Raw genomic sequence first — 24,633 nt, forward strand, 5'->3', positions numbered from 1 at the left:
AAATATAATAATTTTTAAAGTGTAGTAACATTTAAAAATATGACAAAATATAAATTCATATTAAGCGGTGGAGGAACAGGAGGGCATATTTATCCTGCAATTGCAATTGCCAATGAATTAAAAATACAATATCCCGATGCTGAATTTCTTTTTGTTGGTGCTAAAGACAAAATGGAAATGCAGAAAGTACCACAAGCAGGATATGAAATAAAAGGACTTTGGATTGCTGGATTACAACGAAAAATTACGTTCCAGAATGCTATGTTTCCTTTTAAGTTGTTAAGTAGTTTATTGCAATCACGAAAAATAATTAAAGCATTTAAGCCAAACGTAGTTATTGGTACAGGAGGTTTTGCTAGTGGTCCCTTGTTACAAATGGCAGGATCAGCAGGAATTCCAACAGTGATTCAAGAACAAAATTCATTTCCAGGTATCACTAATAAATTGCTTAGTAGTAAAGCGAGCGCAATTTGTGTAGCGTATGAAAATCTGGAACGTTTTTTTCCTGCGGATAAAATTGTTTTAACAGGTAATCCAGTTCGCCAGGATTTAATAGATATCGATAGCAAAAGAGATGAAGCAATCGTATTTTATAATCTAGATGTAAATAAAAAAACTTTATTGGTGCTTGGAGGGAGTCTTGGCGCTCGAAGAGTAAACCAATTAATAGAAAAAGAATTACCTAATATGCTTTCTCAAAATGTTCAGATTATCTGGCAATGTGGAAAGTTGTATTTTGAAGATTATAAAAAACACAATCAGCCAAATGTAAAGGTGGTTGATTTTATAGAGCGAATGGATTTTGTTTATGCTGCTGCAGATATTATCATTTCAAGAGCAGGAGCATCGTCGGTTTCGGAATTATGTATCGTTGGGAAACCAGTTATTTTTATTCCATCGCCAAATGTGGCTGAAGATCATCAAACAAAAAATGCGCAAGCAATTGTAGATCAGAAGGGTGCAGTTTTATTGAAAGAATCTGAGCTAGAGAGCGAGTTTAGCATTGTTTTTGAAGCATTGCTGAAGGATGAAGGAAAGCAAAAACAGCTTAGTGAAAATATAAAGCGATTAGCAAGACCAGGTGCAACAAAGGCAATTGTTGCAGAAATTATAAAGTTGATTAAATAAAAAAAATAGTCCAGAGTCGGAAGATATAAAGACAATAAGAATTAATTATGAATTTAAACCAAATACAGAACGTCTATTTTATAGGAATTGGAGGCATCGGAATGAGTGCTCTGGCTCGTTATTTCAAGAATATTGGAAAACAAGTTTCAGGTTACGACAAAACGCCTTCAACGCTTACGAATGAGCTAATTGAAAGTGGAATTAAGATTCATTTTGAAGATAATATTAGTTTAATTCCAAGTGATTTTTTTGTCGAGAATACATTGGTTATAATCACGCCAGCAGTTCCAAATACACATTCGGAGTGGAATTATTTTTTAGAAAGAAGTTATGTAGTAAAGAAAAGAGCCGAGGTCTTAGGAATTATTACAAAAGACACCTTCTCATTTGCTGTAGCAGGTACGCATGGTAAAACAACGACATCTAGTATTTTAGGGCATATCCTTTACGAAAGTGAAGCAGATGTTACTGCTTTTGTAGGTGGAATTGTTGAGAATTATAATTCGAATTTAATAGGAAGCGGGAAAACAGTTACTGTTGTTGAAGCAGATGAGTTTGATCGTTCATTCTTGCATTTACATCCAAATATAGCTTGTATTACATCAATGGATGCAGACCACTTGGATATTTATGGAACAAGCGAAGCGATAGAAGAATCTTTTGTAGAATTTGCTTCAAAAGTGGAGGATAAAAATAATCTGTTTATTACCAAAGAATTGCCTTTGTCAGGTGTTCAATGTGCTATCAATGAAGATGCTCCGTTTAAGGCTTTCAATGTTAGAATTGCAAATGGAAGTTATGTTTTTGATGTACAAACACCGTCAGAAATCATGAAAGATTTGCATTTTGGATTACCAGGTAAACATAATTTAATGAATGCGCTTATGGCTATTGCTATGGCAAAAACATACGGAACCTCGACTGATGCAATTGTAAAAGCTTTGGCTTCATTTAAAGGAATAAGAAGACGTTTTTCATATCAAATAAAAAAAGATAATATTGTTTATATAGATGATTATGCACATCATCCAACAGAAATAAATGCAGTAAATCAAGCGGTTAGGGAGTTGTATCCAGGGAAAAAAGTACTAGCTATTTTTCAGCCACATTTGTTTAGCAGAACGAGAGATTTTGTTGATGGATTTGCTAAAAGCTTATCTGCTTTTGATGAAGTAATTTTATTGGATATTTATCCAGCAAGAGAATTGCCGATGGAAGGAATTACATCGCAATGGCTAATGGATAAAATGAGTAATTCTAATAAGAAAATAGTTGCTAAAAATGATTTAATAGCCTCAATTAAAGCGAGTGATGCTAGGATAATTGTAACTATTGGAGCTGGTGATTTAGGAGAATTAGTGCCATCAATTAAAAATGCTTTAAATGAAATTAATTAATTGGACAAATATTCGATTAATCCTCATGTTTGGGGTAGTTATCGTTTTATTTTCGTTTACTTCACATAGAAATGGAGAACGAAAATTAAAGAAATCTACTGTTGTTTTTGTAGGGGAAAACGCTATTTTTGTCAAGCCAGAATCGGTTAATAAATTGTTAATAGAAAATAAAAGAGATGCTTCTAGCATTAAAAAAGAAGGGTTAGATTTGAATAAGATAGAGAAAGCCCTTAATACGCAAGAGATGATTGAAGAATCGGATGTATTTGTGAGTATTGATGGTGTTCTAAAAGCAGTAGTAAAACAAAAAACGCCAATAGCCCGCATTATGAACGGGAATGAGTCGTTTTATATTGATTATGAGGGAGGTAAAATGCCTTTGTCTGACAATTTTACAGCTAGAGTTCCTCTTGTTTCAGGGGATTTAAATAAAGAAAATAACGAAGAAATAGCTAAGTTATTCCGCATTATTTATGACGATGCTTTTTTGAAAAAAAACATCATTGCGATTGAAATTATGCCCAATGGTAGCTTAAAAATGCTGAACAGAAATTTTAATTACGAGATAGATTTCGGAAGAATGATAAATGTTGAGCGAAAATTTAATAATTATAAAGCCTTTTTTCAAAAGGCAGTTTTAGATAGTTCGTTATATAAATACAAAAAAATAGATCTTAGGTTTACGGAACAAGTAGTTTGCACAAAATAATAGATAATGGGAAAAGATAATATTGCAGTAGGTCTAGATATTGGTACTACCAAAATTGTTGCCATGATAGGCAAGAAGAATGAATACGGTAAGCTTGAGATCCTAGGAATAGGAAAATCAAAAAGCTTAGGTGTAGCGAGAGGAGTTGTGAACAATATTACTCAAACAATACAGTCTATTCAGCAAGCGATACATGAAGCTGAGAATAATTCGGGTTACAAGATTAAAGACGTAGTAGTAGGTATTGCAGGACAGCACATTCGTAGCATTCAGCATACAGATTATATTAGCAGAAGCAATCCTGAGGAAGTGATTGGTGAAGGGGATATTCAACTTTTAATAGACCAGGTTAATAAATTGGCGATGTTACCAGGTGAAGAAATTATTCATGTTTTACCACAGGAATTTAAAATTGATGGACAATCGGAGATTAAAGAACCGATTGGAATGTACGGTGGAAGATTAGAATCTAGTTTTCATGTTGTAGTTGGACAAGCTTCATCTATTAGAAACGTAGGAAGATGTATTCAAAGTTCAGGAATTGAATTATCAGGCTTAACATTAGAGCCATTGGCTTCGGCAGATGCAGTATTAAGTCAAGAAGAAAAAGAAGCAGGAGTAGCACTTATAGATATAGGTGGCGGTACAACAGATTTAGCAATTTTTAAAGACGGAATCATTCGTCATACAGCTGTAATTCCTTTTGGAGGAAACGTAATTACAGATGATATAAAAGAAGGTTGTTCGATTATCGAAAAGCAAGCTGAATTAATGAAGATTAAATTCGGATCGGCATGGCCAGGAGAAAACAAGGATAATGAAATTGTTTCGATTCCAGGATTAAGAGGAAGAGAGCCAAAAGAAATTTCTTTGAAGAATTTATCAAAAATAATTCATGCACGTGTAGTCGAAATTGTTGATCAGGTTTTTACAGAAGTAAAAGCATATGGACATGAAGATCCTCGTAAAAAATTAATTGCAGGAATCGTTCTTACAGGTGGTGGAGCTCAACTAAAGCACATTAAGCAATTGGTAGAGTACATTACAGGAATGGATACCAGAATTGGATATCCTAATGAGCATTTAGCAGGTAATTCAGACGAAGAAATATCTAGCCCATTATATGCGACTGCTGTAGGTTTAGTAATGAATAGTATTGAGAACAGTACTCAAAGCGCCGTAAGAATGGATGTTGTAGAACAACCAAAGGCACCAATTTATAGAGCCCCGGTACAACAGCAACAACATGTGGTTGAAGAAACTTATGTAGAAACTGTTGAAGAAGTGAAGAAAGCAGTTAAAGAAGAATCGACTGAAACAAAAATAAGAAGATCATTTTTTGACCGCTACGTCGATAAAATCAAAGATTTTCTAGACAACGCTGAGTAAGCGATTATAAAACAAGACAAGAATTAATATTTAATATCAAAAAACCAAAAATATGATGGGCAACTCAGAATTTGGAAGTATTTCATTTGATTTACCAAAAAATCAATCAAATGTAATAAAAGTTATCGGTGTAGGAGGTGGAGGTAGTAATGCTATTAACCACATGTTTAAACAAGGAATTAAAGGAGTAGACTTTATCGTTTGTAATACCGATTCGCAAGCACTACAAAATAGTTCTGTGCCTAATAAAATTCAGTTAGGTGTTAATCTAACAGAAGGTTTAGGAGCAGGTGCTAACCCAGATGTAGGACAACAGTCGGCTATCGAAAGTATTGCAGACATCGAAAAGATGTTGGATCGCAATACAAAGATGGTATTTATTACTGCAGGTATGGGGGGAGGTACTGGAACAGGTGCTGCACCAGTTATTGCTCAATTATCTAAGGAAAGAGAGATTCTTACAGTTGGAATCGTTACTATTCCGTTTCTTTTCGAAGGAAAAGTACGTCAGGAGCAAGCGCTTTTGGGTATCGAAAAGTTACGTAAGCAAGTCGATTCATTAATTGTAATCAACAATAATAAATTAAGAGAAGTATACGGAAATCTTGGATTTAAAGCAGGATTCTCTAAAGCAGATGAAGTTTTAGCAACAGCCTCAAGAGGTATTGCTGAAGTAATTACGCATCACTATACTCAAAATATCGATTTACGTGATGCTAAAACGGTATTGTCAAATAGTGGAACTGCTATAATGGGATCATCTACTGCATCTGGTGAAAGCAGAGCAAAAGAGGCTATTATTTCTGCATTGGATTCTCCATTGTTAAATGATAATAAAATTACTGGAGCTAAAAACGTATTGTTGCTTATCGTTTCAGGTTCTAATGAGATTACACTTGATGAAATAGGTGAAATCAATGATCATATTCAGGTAGAAGCTGGTTTTAATGCCAACATCATTATGGGGGTTGGTGAAGACGAAACCCTAGGTGATGCTATTGCAGTTACAATTATTGCAACTGGTTTTGATGTTGAACAACAAAACGAAATAGTAAATACTGAGCCTAAAAAAATTATACATACGTTAGAAGATGAGCAAAGAAGCGTTCATAATTTGACGAATAAAACGCTTACTTCTTTTGATTTAAATGCTGAAACACCATCAACACCAAAAGCAGAAGAAAAAGTAATTTTTGAATTAATTGACGATACTCCTGAACCTACAGCAGTGGCGCCAATAGTTCAATCACCAGTAATTAACGAAGATGAATTAGTGGTAATGTCTGAATTTATTAAAAATTTGGATGTGACTTTTGAAATCGTTTCTCCAATTACAGATATTGATTTTACTATCTCAGCTCCAGAAGTTGCCCCTGTAAGAGCTGTTCAACATAAAATCGTAGAAAAAGAGGAACAAACTACTTTTTCTTTTGACTTACCTATTTTTAGAACTGAGCCAGAAGTAAAAGCAGAACCAGTAGTAGAAGATACTAGAGTTTTATTTGAATTATCAAATGAAACACGTGAAATGAAAGTTAATCAACCAGTTCAATTTGTACCAGTTACTGAACTTTCTGATAACGGAATCATCAAGTATTCTCTAGAAGAGTATATGGAACTTGAAAATGATTTAACATCATCAAAACCTGCTGCAAAAGTAGTTGAAGAAGTTATTCCAGAAGAGCTAAATATTACGGTTCACCAAAGAGCAGTAGTGCAAGAAACTAATTTTTCTGAAGAAGTTTCTCCGATGGAGTTAACTATTGAAGAAACATTACGCATGAGAGCTGATGAAAGAAGAAAAAAATTAAAAGAATTTAATTATAAGTTCCATAATAATGTTTCTAGAGTTGAAGAACTAGAGAAAGAACCAGCCTACAAAAGATTAGGTATTGATCTTTCAAACAGTTCACAAAACAATACAAATTCTAGAATCTCTGTAGGAACAGATAGTAATAATGATTTACAGTTGCGTTCTAATAATTCATTTTTGCACGACAACGTAGATTAATTCGCTAAAATCAAAATGAGGTAACCCGAAAATTGAATTTAATTTTCGGGTTATTTTTTTTATCTTCGCACAGAATTTAGAAATTTGACTTTCTTTTGGAGTTTTAAAAGAATTTTTAATTTCATGGAGATGTAAAGTGCCCTATAATAAAATGTCAATCAATAAGCCTAGCTTATTTAAAAATAGAACTAAGATGAGTTTACAAACAACAATCATGGACGAAATTAAAAACGCCATGAGAGCAAAAGATACTGTAGCGTTAGAAGCTTTAAGAGCTATTAAATCAGAAATGTTATTGGCAGCTACAGCTTCTGGAACAAAAGAAGAATTAACAGAAGACGACGAAATTAAGTTACTTCAAAGACTCGTGAAAACTCGTAAAGAAAGCGCTAGAATTTTTACAGAACAAAACCGTCCTGATTTAGCTGAGCCAGAATTAGCACAAGTAGCTGTAATCGAAAAATTCTTACCAGCTCAATTGAGCGAAGAAGAAATTGAAGCTGTAATTGCTAAAATTATTGCTGAAACTGGAGCTTCTGGAATTGCATCAATGGGGAAAGTTATGGGGTTAGCTTCTGCACAATTAGGCGGAACTGCTGAAGGAAAAACTATCTCTGCAATCGTAAAAAAATTATTAGTATAAAAAATAGATTGTAGCATTTTGATTTTAGGTTTAAAATCGGAATGCTATAATTAAAATGACTGCGTAGTTCAACTGGATAGAATATCAGATTTCGACTCTGAGGGTTGTAGGTTCGAACCCTACCGTGGTCACTTAATGGGACAAAGAAGAATTTTTCTTCTTTGTCCCATTTTTATTTACCTTTATGATTCTGTTTATGAGGTGAATAAAATTAATTCTGTTTAGCAATTACAATGAAATTATCTAAAGAAGAAAAAAAGTTTTGGCAACGCCATTTTCGTATTGACAAAGCAGAAAATATCCCTTCAAAATTGAATATCTTTAAAGAGGTTGATTCTGATTGTGATGATGAGTTTTTCTATTTTTTAAGTTTAAGAATTGCATCCATAACAGAAATTCATCTCAAAGAATCTCAGATTACTGATCAAGGAGTGAAATACATTAGTATTTTTAAAGGGCTAACGACTCTTTATTTAAGAAAACATGATGAAATTACTAAGACAAGTATTTCTTATTTTAATCAAATGATGGATTTGAGAAGTTTGAATATTACTAAAACAAAAATCACCCTATCTGATTTATGTGAAAATTTGAATAATCAAACTCTTAGAGAAATCTTTTTAAGTTCAGAAGATACAAAAGAGAACATACTCGAAAAAGGTTTTATTATGAAAGAACGTATGCCAGAATGTAACATTTATTTGAATACTTCTTTTACTACTGATGTATTTGATAATCCTATTAAACCTATTTTTTGATTAAAGAAATACTACTAACTGTTCTATTTTATAAAATGTAATTTAATATAGACTTCCATTCGAAAGGGGGAGATTATAAAAAAAACGTATTTATAACTTAAATATTAAAGGGAAAGCTTCTTCATATCCTATCTGACTACTGGGATTTTGCTTAAACGGTATTCTACATCATCAACACTATTAATCCAATCTAGTTCATCTTTTTTATCTAAGGAAATATAAAGTATTTTTTTGTTTCTAATGCAATTAGCAGATTGATGATTTTAAATGTAGATGCTGGTAACGTTTCTTTTCTTGTGTTAATTGTATCAGATAGAATCCATGTGTGGTTGTTATTGTCGTAGATAGCAATCGCCCCTTCTACATTTCAATTGTCAAAGTATTTTTTAAAATCCTTCCGTATCAAAACCTTTTCATTGCTTGATGTAATTAAAGAGTTGTTTCTTTTCTTGTTTGAGGAACAGGAAAAAAGAAGTCCGATAAATACAAATGCAAAGAATAATTGTTTTAATTTCATTTTGTAGCTGTTGTAAGTTATAATCAAACGCTTCAGCGGAGCGAAATGTGTCATTATGCTCTATGCCACCCCGATGGGGTTTCTTTTCAAAAAAACAAAAATTCTACAAATTAGGATGTCCCGCTGGGACTGATTTTATTTGTATGACTTAAAAAGGTTTGCCACAAATTACGCGGTTCTACACTAATTTTTATGTCAATTGAATATAGTGAATATTCTGATTTGTGAAAATCTGTGCAATTACTTCGTCTGTTCCCTTCGGTCGGGTCATGGCGTTCCAAAAAAATAAAAAACTTTTTGTTGGTTTTATACTTTAAAAATTAGTTTCTTTTTATAGAAAACCCAAAGTATAAGAGACCAAAAAATGGCATATGATATGGCATAAGCTAATGACGAATTTAACGGATTTTCAAAACAAGGTACAATTCCAAATTTATAAATTAAGGTTTGAAGATTGATTTGTTCTGTAGTTATTTCTGGGTTTTGTACTTTAATTGAGCTTAAAACTCTTGGAATTATTCCTGAAAAGAAAAATACAATCATTGGATTTACTCCCCATATTAAAAACAGCTTCGTCCATTTTTTGTAGTTTGCCACATCTATAATGTAGTACAATATTGTTAAACATACAGTTGCTATACCAGCGGTATATAAAACGTAAGAGCTAGACCACAATGATTTGTTTATTGGAAATATAATGTTACAAAGTAAACCAGTTATCACTAGAAGAATTCCTGTAATTGCTAATTTTTTTACAATTTCAATTTTAGGGATTTGTAGGTTTAGTATTTGTCCTATAAACATTCCTAGAATTCCTGTACCTATGGCTGGTAAAGTACTCAAAATCCCTTCAGGATCCCAAGTTTTAGAGGCACTCCATAAATGTCCATTTAGTACTAAATTGTCTAACCAAGCAGCTAGATTTGTTCCTTTTTCAAAATTAGGAGCACCAAATCCTGGAACTGGTACAAAAGCCATTAGGATCCAATAGCCTAATAATATTGTAGCTACAACTAGAAGTTGTGTTTTTAGATTTGTTTTTAAATATAATAGGGATGTAAAGAAATATACAATTCCTATTCGTTGTAAAACACCAGGGATTCTTACGTCCTGATAGGCCTCGATTTGGCTGTATGCTAAGAATAGTAATATGGCAAAGATTCCTAATACAAGATAGGTTTTAATCTTTAAAGTGAAATTTCCTAAGAGGGCATAAGCTACTCCAAAGGTTATTGCTAGTCTAAGTAGTAATAACGGAATTCCTTCTAATCCAAACAATTGAATTCTGCTGAAATAAGCCAAAAATAATCCTAAACAGAAAATTCGTAATGAACGAACCAAGATTTTATTAAAAACATTAAAGTCTAAATGCTTTGTAGGCATTGCAAATGGTATTGCTGTTCCCATTATAAAAACAAAAAAAGGAAAAACTAAATCGGTAGGGGTACAACCATTCCATTCAGCGTGTTCTAATGGCGGATATATAGAGGCCCAGCTTCCTGGATTGTTAACTATTGTCATTAATAAAATAGTAAATCCTCTAAATACATCTAGCGATATTAAACGTTCTTTTGTCATTGGTTTGTTTTTTTGGTTTCGTTATTTATTTAAATAAGGAATTTTTAAATGGTTTTCTTTAGCTAGGAAAAGAGATTTTGCCCATCGATACAGATGGAATTCCTTTGCGTGTTCCAAAATCTGAAGTGCCTCCTGAAACAGTTTCATTTGCTAAAATGGCAAATAGTATGGCTTCTTTTGCATCTCCTGAAATTCCTAAAGTATCAGTGTTAGAAAAAGTACATGGCAGTAGTTCTTTCAGCCAACTTACTAATAATGGATTGTGTGCACCTCCGCCTGACATATAAATAGTAAAATTGACGATAGGATACGTTGTATTGTTTATAGCTAAATGTATTGCTTCGGCAATAGTTTCAGCACTAAAGCGCGTTAATGTTGCCAGTAGGTCTTCAGTTGTAATAGCTGAAGTGTTACTTTTAGTTTGTGCTTTTCTAACATATTCTATATTGAAAAGTTCAGGTCCTGTTGTTTTTGGAAATGATGCAAGGAAGAATTCATCTTCTTTTAAAGCTCCTAAAAGAGCATTATTTACGGTGCCTTGTTTTGCAATTTCGGCATCTTTATCATAGGCTTTATCAGGAAACGAAAGTCTGGTAAAAGTATCAATTAGGGTGTTTCCTGTTCCTGTATCAGTAACAAAAACTTCCTCCGGATTACAACTTGATGGCAAGTAAGTAAAATTTGCAATACCTCCCATATTAAGCATAATACGATTTTCGCCTTTTTTCCCAAAAAGGAAATAATCACCATAAACAGCAAGTGGAGCACCTTCACCACCTGCAGCTAGGTGTTTTTGTCGAAAGTCAGACAGCGTTATAATTCCGGTTTTTACTGCAATATGATCTCCGTCACCAATTTGTAAAGTAGCATTTGGAAATTTTTCTTGCTGATGTAAAATCTTCGGAGCATGAAAAACAGTTTGTCCATGAGACGCTATTAAATCGACTTGCTCTGTTGGGACTCCCCAACGTTTTAAACATTCTAAAATCATATTGGCATGAAGAACTCCAATCCATTCATTTAGTAATGCTAGTTTCTGAAATTCGATTGTTTGCTTTGCAAATATGTTTCTGATTTCTGATTTTATTTCTTCTGAATAATCTACAGTATCAAATTGAATTAATTGAACTTCTGTGTTTTCTCCTGAACCTGAGATTTTACATAAAGCTACATCTAGACCGTCTAAAGAAGTACCTGACATTAATCCGATAATAGTTCGGGATGGTTTTTGAGCAATTTGATATAGTGATTCCAGATTTGCGTTCATGATTTTGTTTTTAAAAGTTCATCTTAATATACTTTCAAACCATATAAAAAATATAAGTTCATTGAAGCAGTATTTTGAGAAGACCCTAATATGGACTTATATTTTTTATTTTATAATAGCATCCTGAATTATTTGCTGAATATCTTCTCGGATTTTTCCTCGAGATAATTTATTCTCTTCGTTAATAACTTCGGGGTAGCTTCTATTGGATAAAAATACATAAACAATTTCTGTTTCTGGATCAACCCAAGCGATGTTTCCTGTAAATCCAGTATGCCCAAAACTAGATGGAGAAACACAAACACAAGTTGGACCTCCTTTTTCTATTCTTTTATCAAAACCTAAACCTCTTTGAACTCCTTTATCAGCATAATAACAAGTATTGAATGCATCAAATGTTTGCCCAGAAAAATATTGCTTATTACCATAATTCCCTTTTTGTAAAAATAGTTGCATCATTTTGGCAACATCCATAGCATTAGAGAAAATCCCTGCATGCCCAGCTACGCCGCCTTCCATTGCAGCTGCCATGTCATGAACATATCCTTGAATAACCTGATGTCTAAAATAATTATCTATTTCGGTAGGAGCAATGTTACTTCTGTCAAATTTGTCTAAAGGATTGTAAAGGGTATTATTCATTCCGAGTGTGCTGTAAAAATTTTGTTGACTCAGCTCTTCTAATTTTTTGTGGGTTTTTCTCTCTAAGTATTCTTTCAGGATGATAAAGGTAAAATCACTATATCTGTACTCTTTTTTTAAGGATAGTGGACTATCTGCAATGATTTTCATGATGGTATCATGATAGTCATTTCTAATAAAAAGACCATCTGCAACTTTAGTCGAAAAGTCAGATTCGGCTACTCTACGATAATATTTCGCAGAAGGCTTTCCTTCGCTGTCTAGCGTTGCTTTGTAGAACGGAATCCATGCTTGTAGCCCTGCATAATGAGTTAGTAAATCCTTGAAGCTGATATTCTCTTTGTTTGTTTTTGCAAAAAGGGGTACCATATCTTTTAATTTGGTATCCAGATTTACTTTTTCATTATCATACAACTGCATTACATTAGGCAGGGTCGATATCATTTTTGAAATCGAGGCAACATCGTACAAATCTGAATTAGTAACTTTTCGGGTAGTATCATAAGTTTGACTGCCGTATGATTTCTGGAAAATAACACTTCCTTTTCGTGCTACAAGGACTTGCATTCCAGGAGTCATTTTACCATCAATTGCTTTTTGGGCTATAGCATCGATTTTAGATAAAATTTGTGGATTCATACCTACATTTTCTGGTGTTGTAAAACCCAAACGATTTATTTTTTCAGTCGATAATCCATCATTTATATTAAACGAAGTATTAATAGATACAGGTAGTTTTCCTTTGGCAGAAATGGCTCCAAACAGTAATTCTGCCGAAACGATCTGGCTAATATCTGAGTTTTGATAAGATACTACTAATCCTTCGATATCATCAAAGTTAGTGATTGGTAATAAAGAATAAGGTTTTGTGAAAATATCTAAAATCACTTTGTTGTGTTTTGCAATTTCTTGCAACCAAACCAATTCTGTATCAGTGAAATTTTGCTTTTCCCAAGTTTTGTTTACTTTATGAAAACCTATGATAACAATATCATATTTTTTTAATTCTTTGTTTAGGCTGTCAATATTAGTGTTTGCTACTTCTGTAATGTTTGTATATTTTTTTAATGTGGTTACAAAATCACTGTTTACATCTTCTCCTAGTTTTACATAGGCAATCTTTTGATTTAAATCTTTGATAGGAAGTATTTCCTTTTCATTTTTTAAAACTGTAATAGCATTTTCATATAATTTATAGTGCAAAGCATCATTTTGTGATGGATTAAGATCATTGTAGATGTTTGACATATTTATTGGCTTGTAATTATTTAGCCCAATTTTAAATTTATAATGCAATATTTTTTTTACCGAATGTGCTAAGCGTTCCTCAGTAATAATACCTTCGTTATAAGCTACTTCTAGTTTTTGTACTGCTACGGGTACATTTTCTGGGCAAAGTAAAATGTCATTTCCAGCAAGAATCACAGCTATTTCCAGATCACCAGGACCCTTGAAATTGCTAGCCCCTTTCATTGCTAAACCATCTGTAAATATCAAACCCTCGAAACCTAATTCTTTTTGAAGCAAGTTAGTTACTACATTATATGATGCCGAAGAAGGAACATTTGGCGTAGGCTCTAAACTCGGAATATTAAGGTGGGCAACCATAACAGAAGCTAAGCCTTCATTGAAGATTCGTTTGTATGGATATAGTTCGACTAACTCAAGTCTATCTTTTGAGAAATTAACCAGAGGCAAAGCATAGTGAGAATCAGTTGATGTGTCTCCATGTCCTGGGAAATGTTTTCCGGTACTAAAAACACCTTGACTTTGTACTCCTTTCATTAATGCAATAGCTTTGTCGCTAACATTAACTTTATCTTCACCAAATGAGCGGTTTCCAATAATAGGGTTTTTAGGATTGGTATTGATATCAAGTACAGGAGCAAAATTAAAATGAATCCCGATTCGCTTGTTTTCATTGGCCATGTTTCTTCCAACATTCTCAATTAAACTCAAATCTTTAATAGCTCCCAAAGTCATATTCCAAGGGTAACGATACGTTGAATCTAATCGCATACCTAATCCCCATTCGCCATCAATAGCGATGAATAAAGGTACTTTTGCTTTCGATTGGTATTGATTAGTCAATTTTGCTTGACGAACTGGCCCCCCTTGAAAGAATATTACTCCACCTACTTTATAGTCTTGAACTAATGCATTAACTTGATTTGTATGAATTGAATCTTTATTAGAATAGGCAGAAATCATAAACAGTTGTCCTATTTTTTCTCGAAGTGACATTTTGTTGTAAATGCTATCAACCCAATTGGTTTCTTTGTCTGAATCCTTGAAAAAAGTTTTCTTTTTCGATTTATTGGGAGTAATACTAGCTACTGTATCTTTTGTAAAAGAGTCTTTACTTGTATCTAGAATTGTATTGTTTTTTTTGCTAGCACAATTGATAATTAAAAATAAAAAAATGGCGTATAGGCTAATTTTTATGAAGGATTTTTTCATATAATTATTTTTAGAATCAATTAGAAACTACTCATAGTAGTTTCTAATTGACTTGTCGATTAGTTATGTTTTAACGTGGTTTAAAAACTTATTTTTTCACTGCTACGAGAGCTCGTTAGGTATAATCCAAGGTAAGTTATTAATCCATTTAATACTATTAATTCATTATCAAAAACGTACCCTGCAAATAACACTTTTGAATTTTCATTTATCAAATAGGTAAAGAAAGGGGATAGCAGGCATATAAAAGGAACTAGTTTATCATTTACATTTCTTGATTTCTGAAATAGTCCAAAAGCATACAATCCTAGCAAGGGGCCATAAGTATATGACGCAACCTTAAAGATCATTCCGACAACAGAACTATCATTGATAGAATTAAATATGAGTATTACAAAGAAAATTAATGCTGAAAAACTAATATGAACTAAATGTCTGATGCGTACCGTATTTTTTTTGTTGTTTTCGGCTTTGTCCATACCTAAGAAATCAACACAAAAAGAAGTTGTTAAAGCAGTTAATGCCGAGTCGGTAGTAGCAAAAGTTGCTGCAATAATTCCTAGTAAAAATACAATTGCAGGAATTGTAGCCAAATGATTTAAAGCAATTTCAGGGAAAAGCAAATCAGTTCTAGGTTTACCTGTAATTAAATCAGTAGGGATTGCAATTCCGTTTTTGTTTGCATAAATGTATAGTAAAGCCCCAACGCTTAAAAAGAAAATATTAATAATAACGAAGATCCCTGTAAAGGTGAACATGTTTTTTTGTGCTTCGCCAATGTTTTTACAGCTCAGATTTTTTTGCATTAAATCTTGATCTAATCCGGTCATTGCAATAGTTACAAACATTCCTCCTAATATTTGTTTTATAAAATGGAACTTACTTCCTAGAAAATCTTCAAAGAAAAATATTTTAGAATAGTTGCTGTTCTTTACTTCTTCAAAAGCGCCAATTGCGCTTAAATCCATTCGATCGCAAATAAAATAGATAGTAAGAAATACCGAAGTAACTAAGAAAAAAGTCTGTAAAGTATCCGTTATAATAATTGTTTTTAAACCGCCTCTATAAGTATAAGAAAAGATAAGAAGTAAAGAAATCAATACAGTAAACGCAAAAGGGATATTGTAATAATCAAATACAAAACGCTGCAATACTATTACGACTAAGTAGAGTCGGAATGCAGAGCTTACGGTTCTACTAATCAAGAAAATAGAAGCTGCCGTTTTATAGCTATAAAACCCCATTCTTTGTTCTATATATCCATAAATAGAGGTTAAGTTCATTCGGTAATATAAGGGTAATAACAATTTTGTAATTATTATAAATCCGATAGCATTACCTAATACAAACTGAAAATATTTAAATTGTTCTCCACTTGCAGCACCTACTTCTCCAGGAACAGATATAAAAGTTACTCCCGAAAGAGCCGTTCCGATCATCCCAAAGGCTACTAAATACCATTTTGAGTTTTTATTAGCGGTAAAAAAAGCTTCGTTTCCGTCATCTTTCCTGCTGACTCTGTGCGAGATATAGAATAAGGTTCCGAAATAAACGATGATTAGGATTAGGATTGTACTTGGTGTCATTTTATAACTTTTGTGGTTTAGTATTTTATAAATCTATAAAAGATTTTGATTAGTTAGGTTGTTAAATTTCCAGATTTTTATTTTCTGCTAATAAAACAGCTCTTACGCTTTTGTGTTTTTTTAATAATTCAGAAGCTAGTTTTTCATCAATCTTAAGTTCTTCTACAATCATTTCAATCCCTCTTTGTACTAATTTCTTGTTAGACAATTGCATGTCTATCATTTTGTTGCCGTAAATTCTTCCTAGTTTTATCATGACAGATGTCGAAATCATGTTTAAGACTAGTTTTTGAGATGTTCCAGCTTTCATTCTTGTGCTTCCAGTAAGGAATTCCGGGCCTACAATCAATTCAATAGGGTGGTCTGCTTGTTTTGATATCAGACTCGCGCTATTGCATGATATGCTACCCGTAACGATATTGTTTTCTCTTGCTTTTTTTAGTCCACCAATAACATAAGGAGTATTTCCTGAAGCGGCAATTCCTAGAACTACATCTAAGCTCGAAATATCATAAGCAGATAAATCTCTCCAGGCTTGATTAATGTCGTCTTCAGCATTTTCTACTGCTTTTCTAATAGCCGAATCTCCACCAGCTATAATACCAATAATCCAATTGTCAGGAACTCCAAAAGTCGGAGGACATTCAGAAGCGTCAAGAATACCGATTCTTCCAGAAGTTCCAGCTCCTATGTAAAATAATCTTCCACCAAGTTTCATTTTAGAAACAATAGTATCTACTAATTTTTCAATATTAGGAATTTGTTTTTCAATTATAGCTGCTATTTTTTTATCTTCATTATTTATGTTTGTGAGCAATTCATTAGTACTCATTTTATCTAAATTCGAGTAAAGAGATTCTCTTTCTGTATCTGGATTTACCTTTGCCATTTTTATTTTTTTAACTGATTTTTTTAATTTTTAATTTTTTGTAGACCTACTCAATGTTTGAATTTTGTTTGATTTCAGTCTGATTTTATTCGATAATAAATAGGGCAATGATTTAATAGATTAAATATGTCATGCGCATTTTTTTAAATGATTCTAAATCCTTCTGCCATGTTTTTCTAATTTTACTTTCGGAAATTCCGCTTTCAATTTGCTGTTGTAATTTTTTTGTTCCAGCAAGTTTTGTAAAAAAAGGATTGAAGAATTTAGTTTTATCACTCGTATTTTGATAGGCTTTAATTAGCCATTTTAGTTCTAATTTTGTGAGCTTAGGATAAGCTGTTAAATCTTCTCCAAAACATTCTTTTCCATTATATAATGGATCTTTGGCTCCAAAATTTGGTTTAGGTGTAAAACTAAAATTTGTTTTTGCTAAAAAAGGAGAACCATAAATTTGGAATTGTTTTTCAGTTCCGCGTCCCATACTCACATTAGTTCCTTCAAAAAGACACAAACTTGCATATAGATTTATAGATTGGTCATTTGGCAAATTAGGAGATGGTTTTGCAAGTAAGCTATATTCCATTTTTCGATTATAGTCTAGACAAGGAATAACGGTTAATTTGCATTGAATTTCGTTTTTAAGCCATTTTTCTCCATTTATCATCTGAGCATATTCACCGATGGTCATTCCGTGAAGAAGAGGGATAGGGTGCATGCCTACAAAACTTGTGTATTCTTTTTCTAAAAGAGGCCCATCTATAATGGCTCCATTAGGATTAGGTCTGTCAAGTATCATAAGTGGAATTCCATTTTCTGCACAAGCTTCCATAACATAGTGTAAAGAAGAGATGTAGGTGTAAAAACGTGCTCCAACATCTTGCAGGTCAAATATCATAACATCGATTCCGGCTAATTGTGTTGCTTTTGGTTTTTTATTGTCTCCATAAAGAGAGATAATTGGTAGTCCTGTTTTAGGATCTTTTGCATCTACTACATGTTCGCCAGCATCGGCCGTTCCTCTAAATCCGTGCTCAGGGGCAAAAATGGTTTGAACAGCAATTTTTTTCTCTAATAAGAAATCTACCAAGTGCATTTTGTTAGATAAAATTCCTGTTTGATTCGTAACGATTCCTACTTTTTTATCTTTTAATAAAGGCAGGTATTTTTCATAATTATCAGCTCCAGTTTTAATAATAGGATTATTGATTTCTATCGTATTGTTTTTTACAACGGGCTGAAATGAATTTGAATAGGATGGAATATAAAATACAGTTGCTATAAAAAGAGCACTTTTTGCTATGAATTTTATCATTTTAATTTGCTGTTTAAAAGTTAGAAGGCTGAAATTGACTAAATAAAATTTTTAATTATTGTTTGATTAGTATTCAGTATTTTTTGATTGTTGTTGTTGGTTGTAGTTAATTAAAGATAGTGTTTATCTGAGATTTCAGATTACGATTTTATTTTAGTCAGCTTAATTCATTTATATTTTCGATGTACGAATATATAATTTTTAAAACACTACCTCTGGATATTTATGTCCAGAGGTAGTTTGTTATTTTATCAGATTTTGTAATTACGAATTACCAACCTGGGTTTTGTTTTAATTCTACACCTTGAGCTTTGTATAAATCAATATCATTAGTAGGGATATTCATTAAGTAGTGTTTTGCTTCAAAGTTTCTTGTACTTGTTGGGTATATTTTTACATATCCGTTTGCATCTACAGTTGTTTGTGTTCCTGTAGGAGTACCAATTCTCGCTCCAAGATTTACATCTAAATTTTTATTAGTATCTAGATAATCTCCTTTTTTCCAACGGTAAATATCCATTTGTCTTAGCGTCGTCCAGCTCATGAATTCAATTTGGCGTTCACGACGAACTTCCCAGATTAGTGGATTAACAGCTCCGGAAATTTGCTCTAAGGTAGCGGTTCTTCTTGGATCGTTAATTTGTATTCCTCCAGCAGAAGCATTAGTTCCATCGGTAGTTAAAAGAGCAATTCCAGCACGAGCACGTACTTTATTGATAGACATATCGAGATCTGTATTTGTAGCAGTACCAAGTTCAGCACAAGCTTCAGCATAATTTAAATATACTTCACTTAATGTAAATATAGGTGCATCAGTATAATTTCTTCCACCTGTTGTAACGTCTGGACCAGTTGTCGCAGGGTTGTTGTATAACTCAAACACATATCCAGACATAGAGGCCAATGCAGCTGTACTATAAGGTTTTCCTCTATATCCATAATTGGCAGGGTTAACCGTTTTTCCAAAGCGAGGATCTCTATTTGCAAAAGTTTTAGTAACATCATCATCACCAGTGTACTGGGTGTTTCCAGCTTGTTGTATAGGTAATCCATTTGTGGTTACATAACTTTCTGCGGCCCATTTTGTTAAACCATATTGAGTAGTTGATGTATTCGTATAATTTTGAAGAGAGTGCATTAATACGTTTGTTAAATAACGTTTTGTAAGTATCACCTCAGTATTACCAGCTAGTTCAACAGAATTATAAAGCGATTTCCAATCTGTGTTTAATTTATACCCTCCATTATTCATTATAACTAATGATGCAGTTTTGGCTTTGTTAAGGTAAGCGCTTCCGTCTTGACCTAAATGGTATTTTCTGTAAGTTCCTTCATAAATATAAAGGTTACTTAAAGCTGCGTAAGCAGTGTATTTGTTAACTGTAGTGTTTTTATCATCTACAGGAAGTAACAATTCTGCCGCTTCTTCTAAATCTTTAATGGCTTTATCGATAACTTCTGCTCTTGGCATAGCAGGCGAATATACAGCTGGATCATTTTGAGCTAAATATTTATCGATATATGGAACATTTCCCATTTTTTGTACTAAACGAAAGTAAGTGTATCCTCTGAAAAATTTTGCAACTCCGATATAATGATTCTTTTTTACCTCAGGCATAGAAATACTAGGTATTTTTTCCAGTAATAAGTTACAACGACGAATAAGCGTGTAATATTCATTCCAAGAGGTCGTATTAGTTGGAGATGTGGTAACTGGCATTTGAAAGAAATTATAAGCAGTTAAGTTATCATCTACTTTGCTATCACTACCGTGAAAATAGAACGAAGAAAGTCCGATTCCTGTACCGTTTCCATATCCATAAAAGGTATCGTAATTAACCCATGAGAATGTCTTTACGTTGTCTTCTGATTGCCAAAAGTTCTCGTTTGTAAATTTATCTGCTGGTTCGTCTGTTAAGTAATCGTCGCAACTAACTGAAGTTGTTGCTACAAAAGCGGTAGCGAACATCAGTAGTAATTTAGATTTTATATTTGAATTTTTCATTTTAATTTTTTTGAATAGTTAATATTAGAAAGATAGCTCAATACCAAAAGACCATGTTTTAGTAAAAGGATAAGATCTTCCCCAGAAAATTTCTGATTCGTCGATTTCTGGATCAACAGGAAGGCGACTATCTGCCCAGGTCACTAAGTTTTCACCCGAAGTGTATATTCTTAGTTTTTCTAAACCAGCTTTTTTGATAAAATCTTTTGGCAAGCTGTATCCTAAACTAAAGTTTTTAAGACGTAGGTAAGACATATCAAGTAAATATCTTGATTGCGTAATAAAGTTATTCATACCGTTAGTACCACCTCCAAAAGCAACTGATTCGCTACCAGCATGTGGATTTGGCCAATACGCATCTGTGTTTTCTGGTGTCCAATAGTCAGCTTGGTTGGCATACATTTGTTGTGGATGACGATAGAAAGGTAATACAGCATCAGAAGCAGCCCAATAGTCACGTTTAGCGACTCCTTGGAAGAATGCCGACACATCAAACCCATGAAACTTTCCACCTAAAGTTATTCCGTATTTGTAACGAGGTGTTGAATTCCCAATTTTACTTAAATCCCCATGATCATCTGCAGTTCCTGCTCCACGTGAAATAACACCGTCACCATTAGTGTCTACATAATGCACATCTCCAGGGCCGTATTTAAAATTACCAAGCATTGTTTTAGAATAGTCTACTCCATTTACCGTTTTACCATTATTAGTAAATACGTCAGTAGATTGTAGCAATCTGTCACTTGTTAAGCCCCAAATCTGACCAACTTCGTATCCATCATAATAAGGATGTGTACCAGCTGAAACTAAACCTAGTAGTTTAGAAGTATTATTCCATTTTGTAATTACAGATTTGTAATCTGATAAAGCCACATCAACAAATACAGAAGCGTTTTCGTTTATTTGTTTGTTAAAATTTAAAGCCAATTCCCATCCTCTTGTTCTCATGTTTCCTGAGTTGGTTTGAGCTGCATTCTGGCCAAACGACCCCGGAAGTGTTATACCAGGAGCTAGCATTCCTTTGGTGTCACGTTGGTACCAGTCAAATGAAGCACCAAACATATTAAATATTCTAATATCGATACCAATATCTTTTGTATATACTTTTTCCCAAGTTAATGATGGGTCAACATTAGTTGGTAAATCAGTAGAAGGAGGTAAAACAGCCCCACCATTAATCCAAGAAGGATTTTTAGAGTTTAATACTGCTAAGAAAGCGTTGTTTCCAATATTCTGGTTTCCAATAGCCCCCATAGAAGCACGTAATTTAAGGTCATTTAACCAATCACGTGTATTTTCCATGAATTTTTCATTGCTAATTCTGTATCCTACAGAAGCTGATGGGAAGAATCCCCATTGTTGATCTGTTGGGAATTTAGAAGAACCATCATAACGACCATTTAATTCTAATAAATAAATTCCCTTATAATCATAATTTACACGAGCAAAGAAACCTGCAATTGAATAGTCTGTTTCTGCTGGATTTAAATCTTTATTAGCAGCTCCAGAAACAAATTGTTCGCCTACTGCAAGATTAAATTCTGGTTTAGATTTGTCTAAAAGGGTATTTCTTCTTGCATAAGTACGAGAGAAATTTTGCCACTCTGAGTTAAAACCTCCTAAGAATTTTAAATTATGATTGTTAAATTGTTTCTTGTAGTTAGCATAGATGTTTACGACATTTGTTTTTGATTGTGATTTTGATTGCGCTACAAAATCATTTCCTGCTTCAAGAGTAGCAGGAATAGCTGTTTGTATAGTTGTAGCATCATAAGGCATAGCTGACCAGTTATCCCATGCTTGAAATTTCCCTCCGTTTTGTTTTCTTGTATAATAATCAGTAACACTGCTTATTTCTGTTATTAAATTAAGGTCTTTTGCAATTTGCGCAGTAAATTTAGCACTTAATCTGTTGTTGTTTTTTTCATCTTCATTCACAGAAGCATTAGATAAATATCCTCCCGCAGTACGGAAATTATATCCTCTGTACGTACCAAAATTAGGTGTGTATTGTCCCCAACGAAGTGCATAGCCAAGATAATTTGTATAGGTTGTATCATCTGTGCCAGCACCACCATAATAATTAAATGGATATTCGTAAGTACTACTAATATTCATTACTCTGAAATCAGCAGTAAGCCAATCGGCTAATTTTGTTGTAAAACCTAAATTTATATTTGTTCTTTTTCTAGTCTCTTGATTTACTCTTAGCATTCCTTTTTGATCAGAAAGCGCAAATGAAGCGAAGAAAGAACTGTTGTCGCCTAAGTTACCTTGTGCAGAAAAATTGTGGGTAGTTTGTATCGCATTTTTTGCGTACAATTCTTTATTAGTATCCCATACTCTGTAGAAATAAGGATTTCCTCCTATAATTTCCCAGTCTTCACCATAAATCATTTCATTACTAGTACGGTTATTTGCGTATTTTTCTTTCCATTCTACAATTTTTGGAAGTAAGATATTGTAATTTGCACCAAAAAATTCAGGAGAAAGCGCAGTACGGTCTGCTGCAGCAATTAAGCCTGGAATTTCTTCTGTTGGATCTAAGAATTTTAAAGTAGAAATAGGATTACTTATAGCAGTGTTTCCGCTATAAGAAAATCTAACTTTTCCTTCACCTGTTTTGCCTCCTTTTGTGGTAATAAGGATTACACCAAAGGCTGCACGAGCTCCATAGATAGAAGCCGAAGCAGCATCTTTTAGTACAGATATTGATTCTACATCATTTGGATTAATAAGAGACATATCAGTTGGAACACCATCTACTAAAACAAGAGGAGCATCAGAAGCATTAGTATTGACAGTTCCAGCACCACGGATGTTTATGTTTGCTGGACGATTAAGGTTTCCTGAGTTAAAATTGATGTTTACACCTGGAGTAGTACCTTGTAGTGCTTTGGTAACATCTGTTAAAGGTCGGGTTCCTAGTGTTTTACTAACATCGATGGAGGCAACAGCGCCAGTTAAGTTGGCTTTTTTCTGAGAAGAAAACCCTACGACGACTACTTCATCTAATTTGGAAATACTTTCTGAAAGGTCAACATTGAGCTTTTGTTGTCCCTCAAATTTGATCACTTTAGTTTCAAATCCCATATAGCTAAAGCTAAGGCTTTGTCCCGGTGATACAGCAATACTGTAGTTTCCATCAAAATCTGTTGAGCTACCATTTGCAGTTCCTTGAATAAGGACGCTAACTCCAGGTATAGGAATCCCATCCGCTTTGTTTTTTACAGTTCCGGTAATTGTTTTTGTTTGCCCAAATGTTACTTGAATGAACAAAACCAACAATGAAATAAGGAATAATTTTTTCATGATTATTTGGTTTTTTTAATGGTTGTTGAGCAAATATATTTATTTATTGCATATAAATGCGGTATATTGTAATTATTTTCAAAAATAAATTAAAATAATGCAAAATAACGCATATTTTTATTGTACTAGCCCTAGTTTTGGTTTTTTGAAATAAAATACGCAAACTATTGCATTTGTTGAGGTGTTCTCCAATTTTGAATTGAATTATTTGATATATTTGTGCTAAATCTTATTAATTTATAAAAAATGCTAAAAGCCGAAAGACATAAATATATAATGACTAGACTCTTTGAAGATCAAAAAGTCGTTACAACAGACTTGGCTTTGGCTTTAGATTTGTCTGAGGACACGATAAGAAGAGATTTGAACGAACTGGACAGTAAGAATCTTCTTGAGAAAGTTTATGGTGGAGCAATACTGCCTACAGAAAAGCCTGCTAATGTTTTTGATATTGCTATAACAGCAGAAGAAGAGAAGAAAGAAATCGTAACAAAGGCATTGTCATTATTGCACGATGGACAAGTTATTATAATGAGTGGAGGAAGCACTAATTTAGTTTTTGCAAAGCTAATTCCCTCGGATTTGAAGGCTACTATTTATACGTATAGTTTGCCAATAGCTATGCAGCTATCACAACACCCAAACATTGATTTGATATTCATAGGTGGAAAAATGCAGAAAAATGCAATGGTTACCATAGGTATGGATGTGATACAGGTTTTGTCTAAGATTAAAGCAGATATTTGTTTTATTGGCGCCAGTAGTATCAATGTTAAACAAGGCTTAACAGAGGTAGGTTATGAAATCTCTATTGTTAAAAAAGCAATGATAGAATCCTCAGATAGAGTTGTTTCTATGTTTTCTTCAAATAAATTAAATACAAAAATGCCGCATGTTGTTTGCGAATTAAGCCAGTTAGATACTATTGTTACTAATTTAGATCCAGAAGATTTAAGGCTGGAAGAATATAGAAAATCTGGAGTTTTTGTGTTGTAATTTGAAATTCAATCAATAAATTATGCGTTAT

Annotated in this window: 16 protein-coding genes and 1 tRNA gene; 9 read left to right on the forward strand and 8 right to left on the reverse strand. The window is 33.2% G+C overall.

Annotated elements, in window-relative coordinates; translation table 11 throughout:
• Positions 1 to 39: 39 nt before the first annotated feature.
• The 8 genes from murG to LPB87_RS00860 all read left to right on the forward strand — a co-directional run bounded on the left by murG (position 40) and on the right by LPB87_RS00860 (position 8,035).
• A complete protein-coding gene (gene murG / locus LPB87_RS00825; protein ID WP_230604421.1) occupies positions 40 to 1,128 on the forward strand; it encodes an undecaprenyldiphospho-muramoylpentapeptide beta-N-acetylglucosaminyltransferase in 1,089 nt (362 codons plus the stop codon).
• A 47-nt stretch (positions 1,129 to 1,175) separates the two neighbouring features.
• Positions 1,176 to 2,525, forward strand: a complete 1,350-nt coding sequence (gene murC, locus LPB87_RS00830) for a UDP-N-acetylmuramate--L-alanine ligase (protein WP_230604423.1) — start codon at positions 1,176 to 1,178, stop codon at positions 2,523 to 2,525.
• A complete protein-coding gene (locus tag LPB87_RS00835; protein WP_230604425.1) occupies positions 2,512 to 3,234 on the forward strand; it encodes a cell division protein FtsQ in 723 nt (240 codons plus the stop codon). Before murC ends, LPB87_RS00835 begins: the two co-directional genes overlap by 14 nt.
• A gap of 6 nt (positions 3,235 to 3,240) precedes the next feature.
• Positions 3,241 to 4,623 carry a cell division protein FtsA gene (gene ftsA, locus LPB87_RS00840; RefSeq protein WP_230604427.1) on the forward strand — a complete coding sequence of 461 codons (1,383 nt, stop codon included), beginning with the start codon at positions 3,241 to 3,243 and terminating at the stop codon, positions 4,621 to 4,623.
• A gap of 52 nt (positions 4,624 to 4,675) precedes the next feature.
• Positions 4,676 to 6,634 (forward strand): cell division protein FtsZ, encoded by a 1,959-nt coding sequence (gene ftsZ, locus LPB87_RS00845; protein WP_129540970.1) that lies wholly within the window; start codon positions 4,676 to 4,678, stop codon positions 6,632 to 6,634.
• Positions 6,635 to 6,827: 193 nt separating this feature from the next.
• Positions 6,828 to 7,277, forward strand: a complete 450-nt coding sequence (locus tag LPB87_RS00850; RefSeq protein WP_129540971.1) for a GatB/YqeY domain-containing protein — start codon at positions 6,828 to 6,830, stop codon at positions 7,275 to 7,277.
• A 57-nt stretch (positions 7,278 to 7,334) separates the two neighbouring features.
• Positions 7,335 to 7,408, forward strand: a tRNA-Arg gene (locus tag LPB87_RS00855).
• 102 nt (positions 7,409 to 7,510) lie between these two features.
• Entirely contained in the window at positions 7,511 to 8,035 is a 525-nt protein-coding gene (locus LPB87_RS00860) for a hypothetical protein (RefSeq protein WP_230604428.1), read from the forward strand.
• Between the two features lie 823 nt (positions 8,036 to 8,858).
• On the opposite strand, the gene LPB87_RS00865 is transcribed toward LPB87_RS00860, so the two are convergent.
• The 8 genes from LPB87_RS00865 to LPB87_RS00900 form a co-directional block, all read right to left on the reverse strand.
• A complete protein-coding gene (locus LPB87_RS00865) occupies positions 8,859 to 10,130 on the reverse strand; it encodes a DUF5009 domain-containing protein (protein ID WP_129540977.1) in 1,272 nt (423 codons plus the stop codon).
• Positions 10,131 to 10,188: 58 nt separating this feature from the next.
• Positions 10,189 to 11,397 (reverse strand): anhydro-N-acetylmuramic acid kinase, encoded by a 1,209-nt coding sequence (locus LPB87_RS00870; RefSeq protein WP_230604429.1) that lies wholly within the window; start codon positions 11,395 to 11,397, stop codon positions 10,189 to 10,191.
• A gap of 105 nt (positions 11,398 to 11,502) precedes the next feature.
• A complete protein-coding gene (locus LPB87_RS00875; RefSeq protein WP_230604431.1) occupies positions 11,503 to 14,499 on the reverse strand; it encodes a glycoside hydrolase family 3 N-terminal domain-containing protein in 2,997 nt (998 codons plus the stop codon).
• An 80-nt stretch (positions 14,500 to 14,579) separates the two neighbouring features.
• Complete coding sequence (locus LPB87_RS00880; RefSeq protein WP_129540980.1) at positions 14,580 to 16,085, reverse strand: sodium:solute symporter; 1,506 nt, start codon at positions 16,083 to 16,085, stop codon at positions 14,580 to 14,582.
• 61 nt (positions 16,086 to 16,146) lie between these two features.
• Positions 16,147 to 16,974, reverse strand: coding sequence for an N-acetylmuramic acid 6-phosphate etherase (murQ, locus tag LPB87_RS00885; protein ID WP_129540981.1), 828 nt, complete (start codon positions 16,972 to 16,974; stop codon positions 16,147 to 16,149).
• Positions 16,975 to 17,086: 112 nt separating this feature from the next.
• Positions 17,087 to 18,286, reverse strand: a complete 1,200-nt coding sequence (locus tag LPB87_RS00890; RefSeq protein ID WP_129540982.1) for a DUF1343 domain-containing protein — start codon at positions 18,284 to 18,286, stop codon at positions 17,087 to 17,089.
• A 271-nt stretch (positions 18,287 to 18,557) separates the two neighbouring features.
• Positions 18,558 to 20,291 carry a RagB/SusD family nutrient uptake outer membrane protein gene (locus LPB87_RS00895; RefSeq protein WP_129540983.1) on the reverse strand — a complete coding sequence of 578 codons (1,734 nt, stop codon included), beginning with the start codon at positions 20,289 to 20,291 and terminating at the stop codon, positions 18,558 to 18,560.
• Between the two features lie 24 nt (positions 20,292 to 20,315).
• Entirely contained in the window at positions 20,316 to 23,606 is a 3,291-nt protein-coding gene (locus LPB87_RS00900; protein WP_230604433.1) for a TonB-dependent receptor, read from the reverse strand.
• Positions 23,607 to 23,852: 246 nt separating this feature from the next.
• Between LPB87_RS00900 and LPB87_RS00905 the strand changes: the two genes are divergently transcribed.
• Positions 23,853 to 24,602 (forward strand): DeoR/GlpR family DNA-binding transcription regulator, encoded by a 750-nt coding sequence (locus LPB87_RS00905; RefSeq protein WP_129540985.1) that lies wholly within the window; start codon positions 23,853 to 23,855, stop codon positions 24,600 to 24,602.
• Positions 24,603 to 24,633: the final 31 nt, after the last annotated feature.

The sequence above is a fragment of the Flavobacterium sp. EDS genome (assembly GCF_020991525.1).
Classification (GTDB): domain Bacteria; phylum Bacteroidota; class Bacteroidia; order Flavobacteriales; family Flavobacteriaceae; genus Flavobacterium.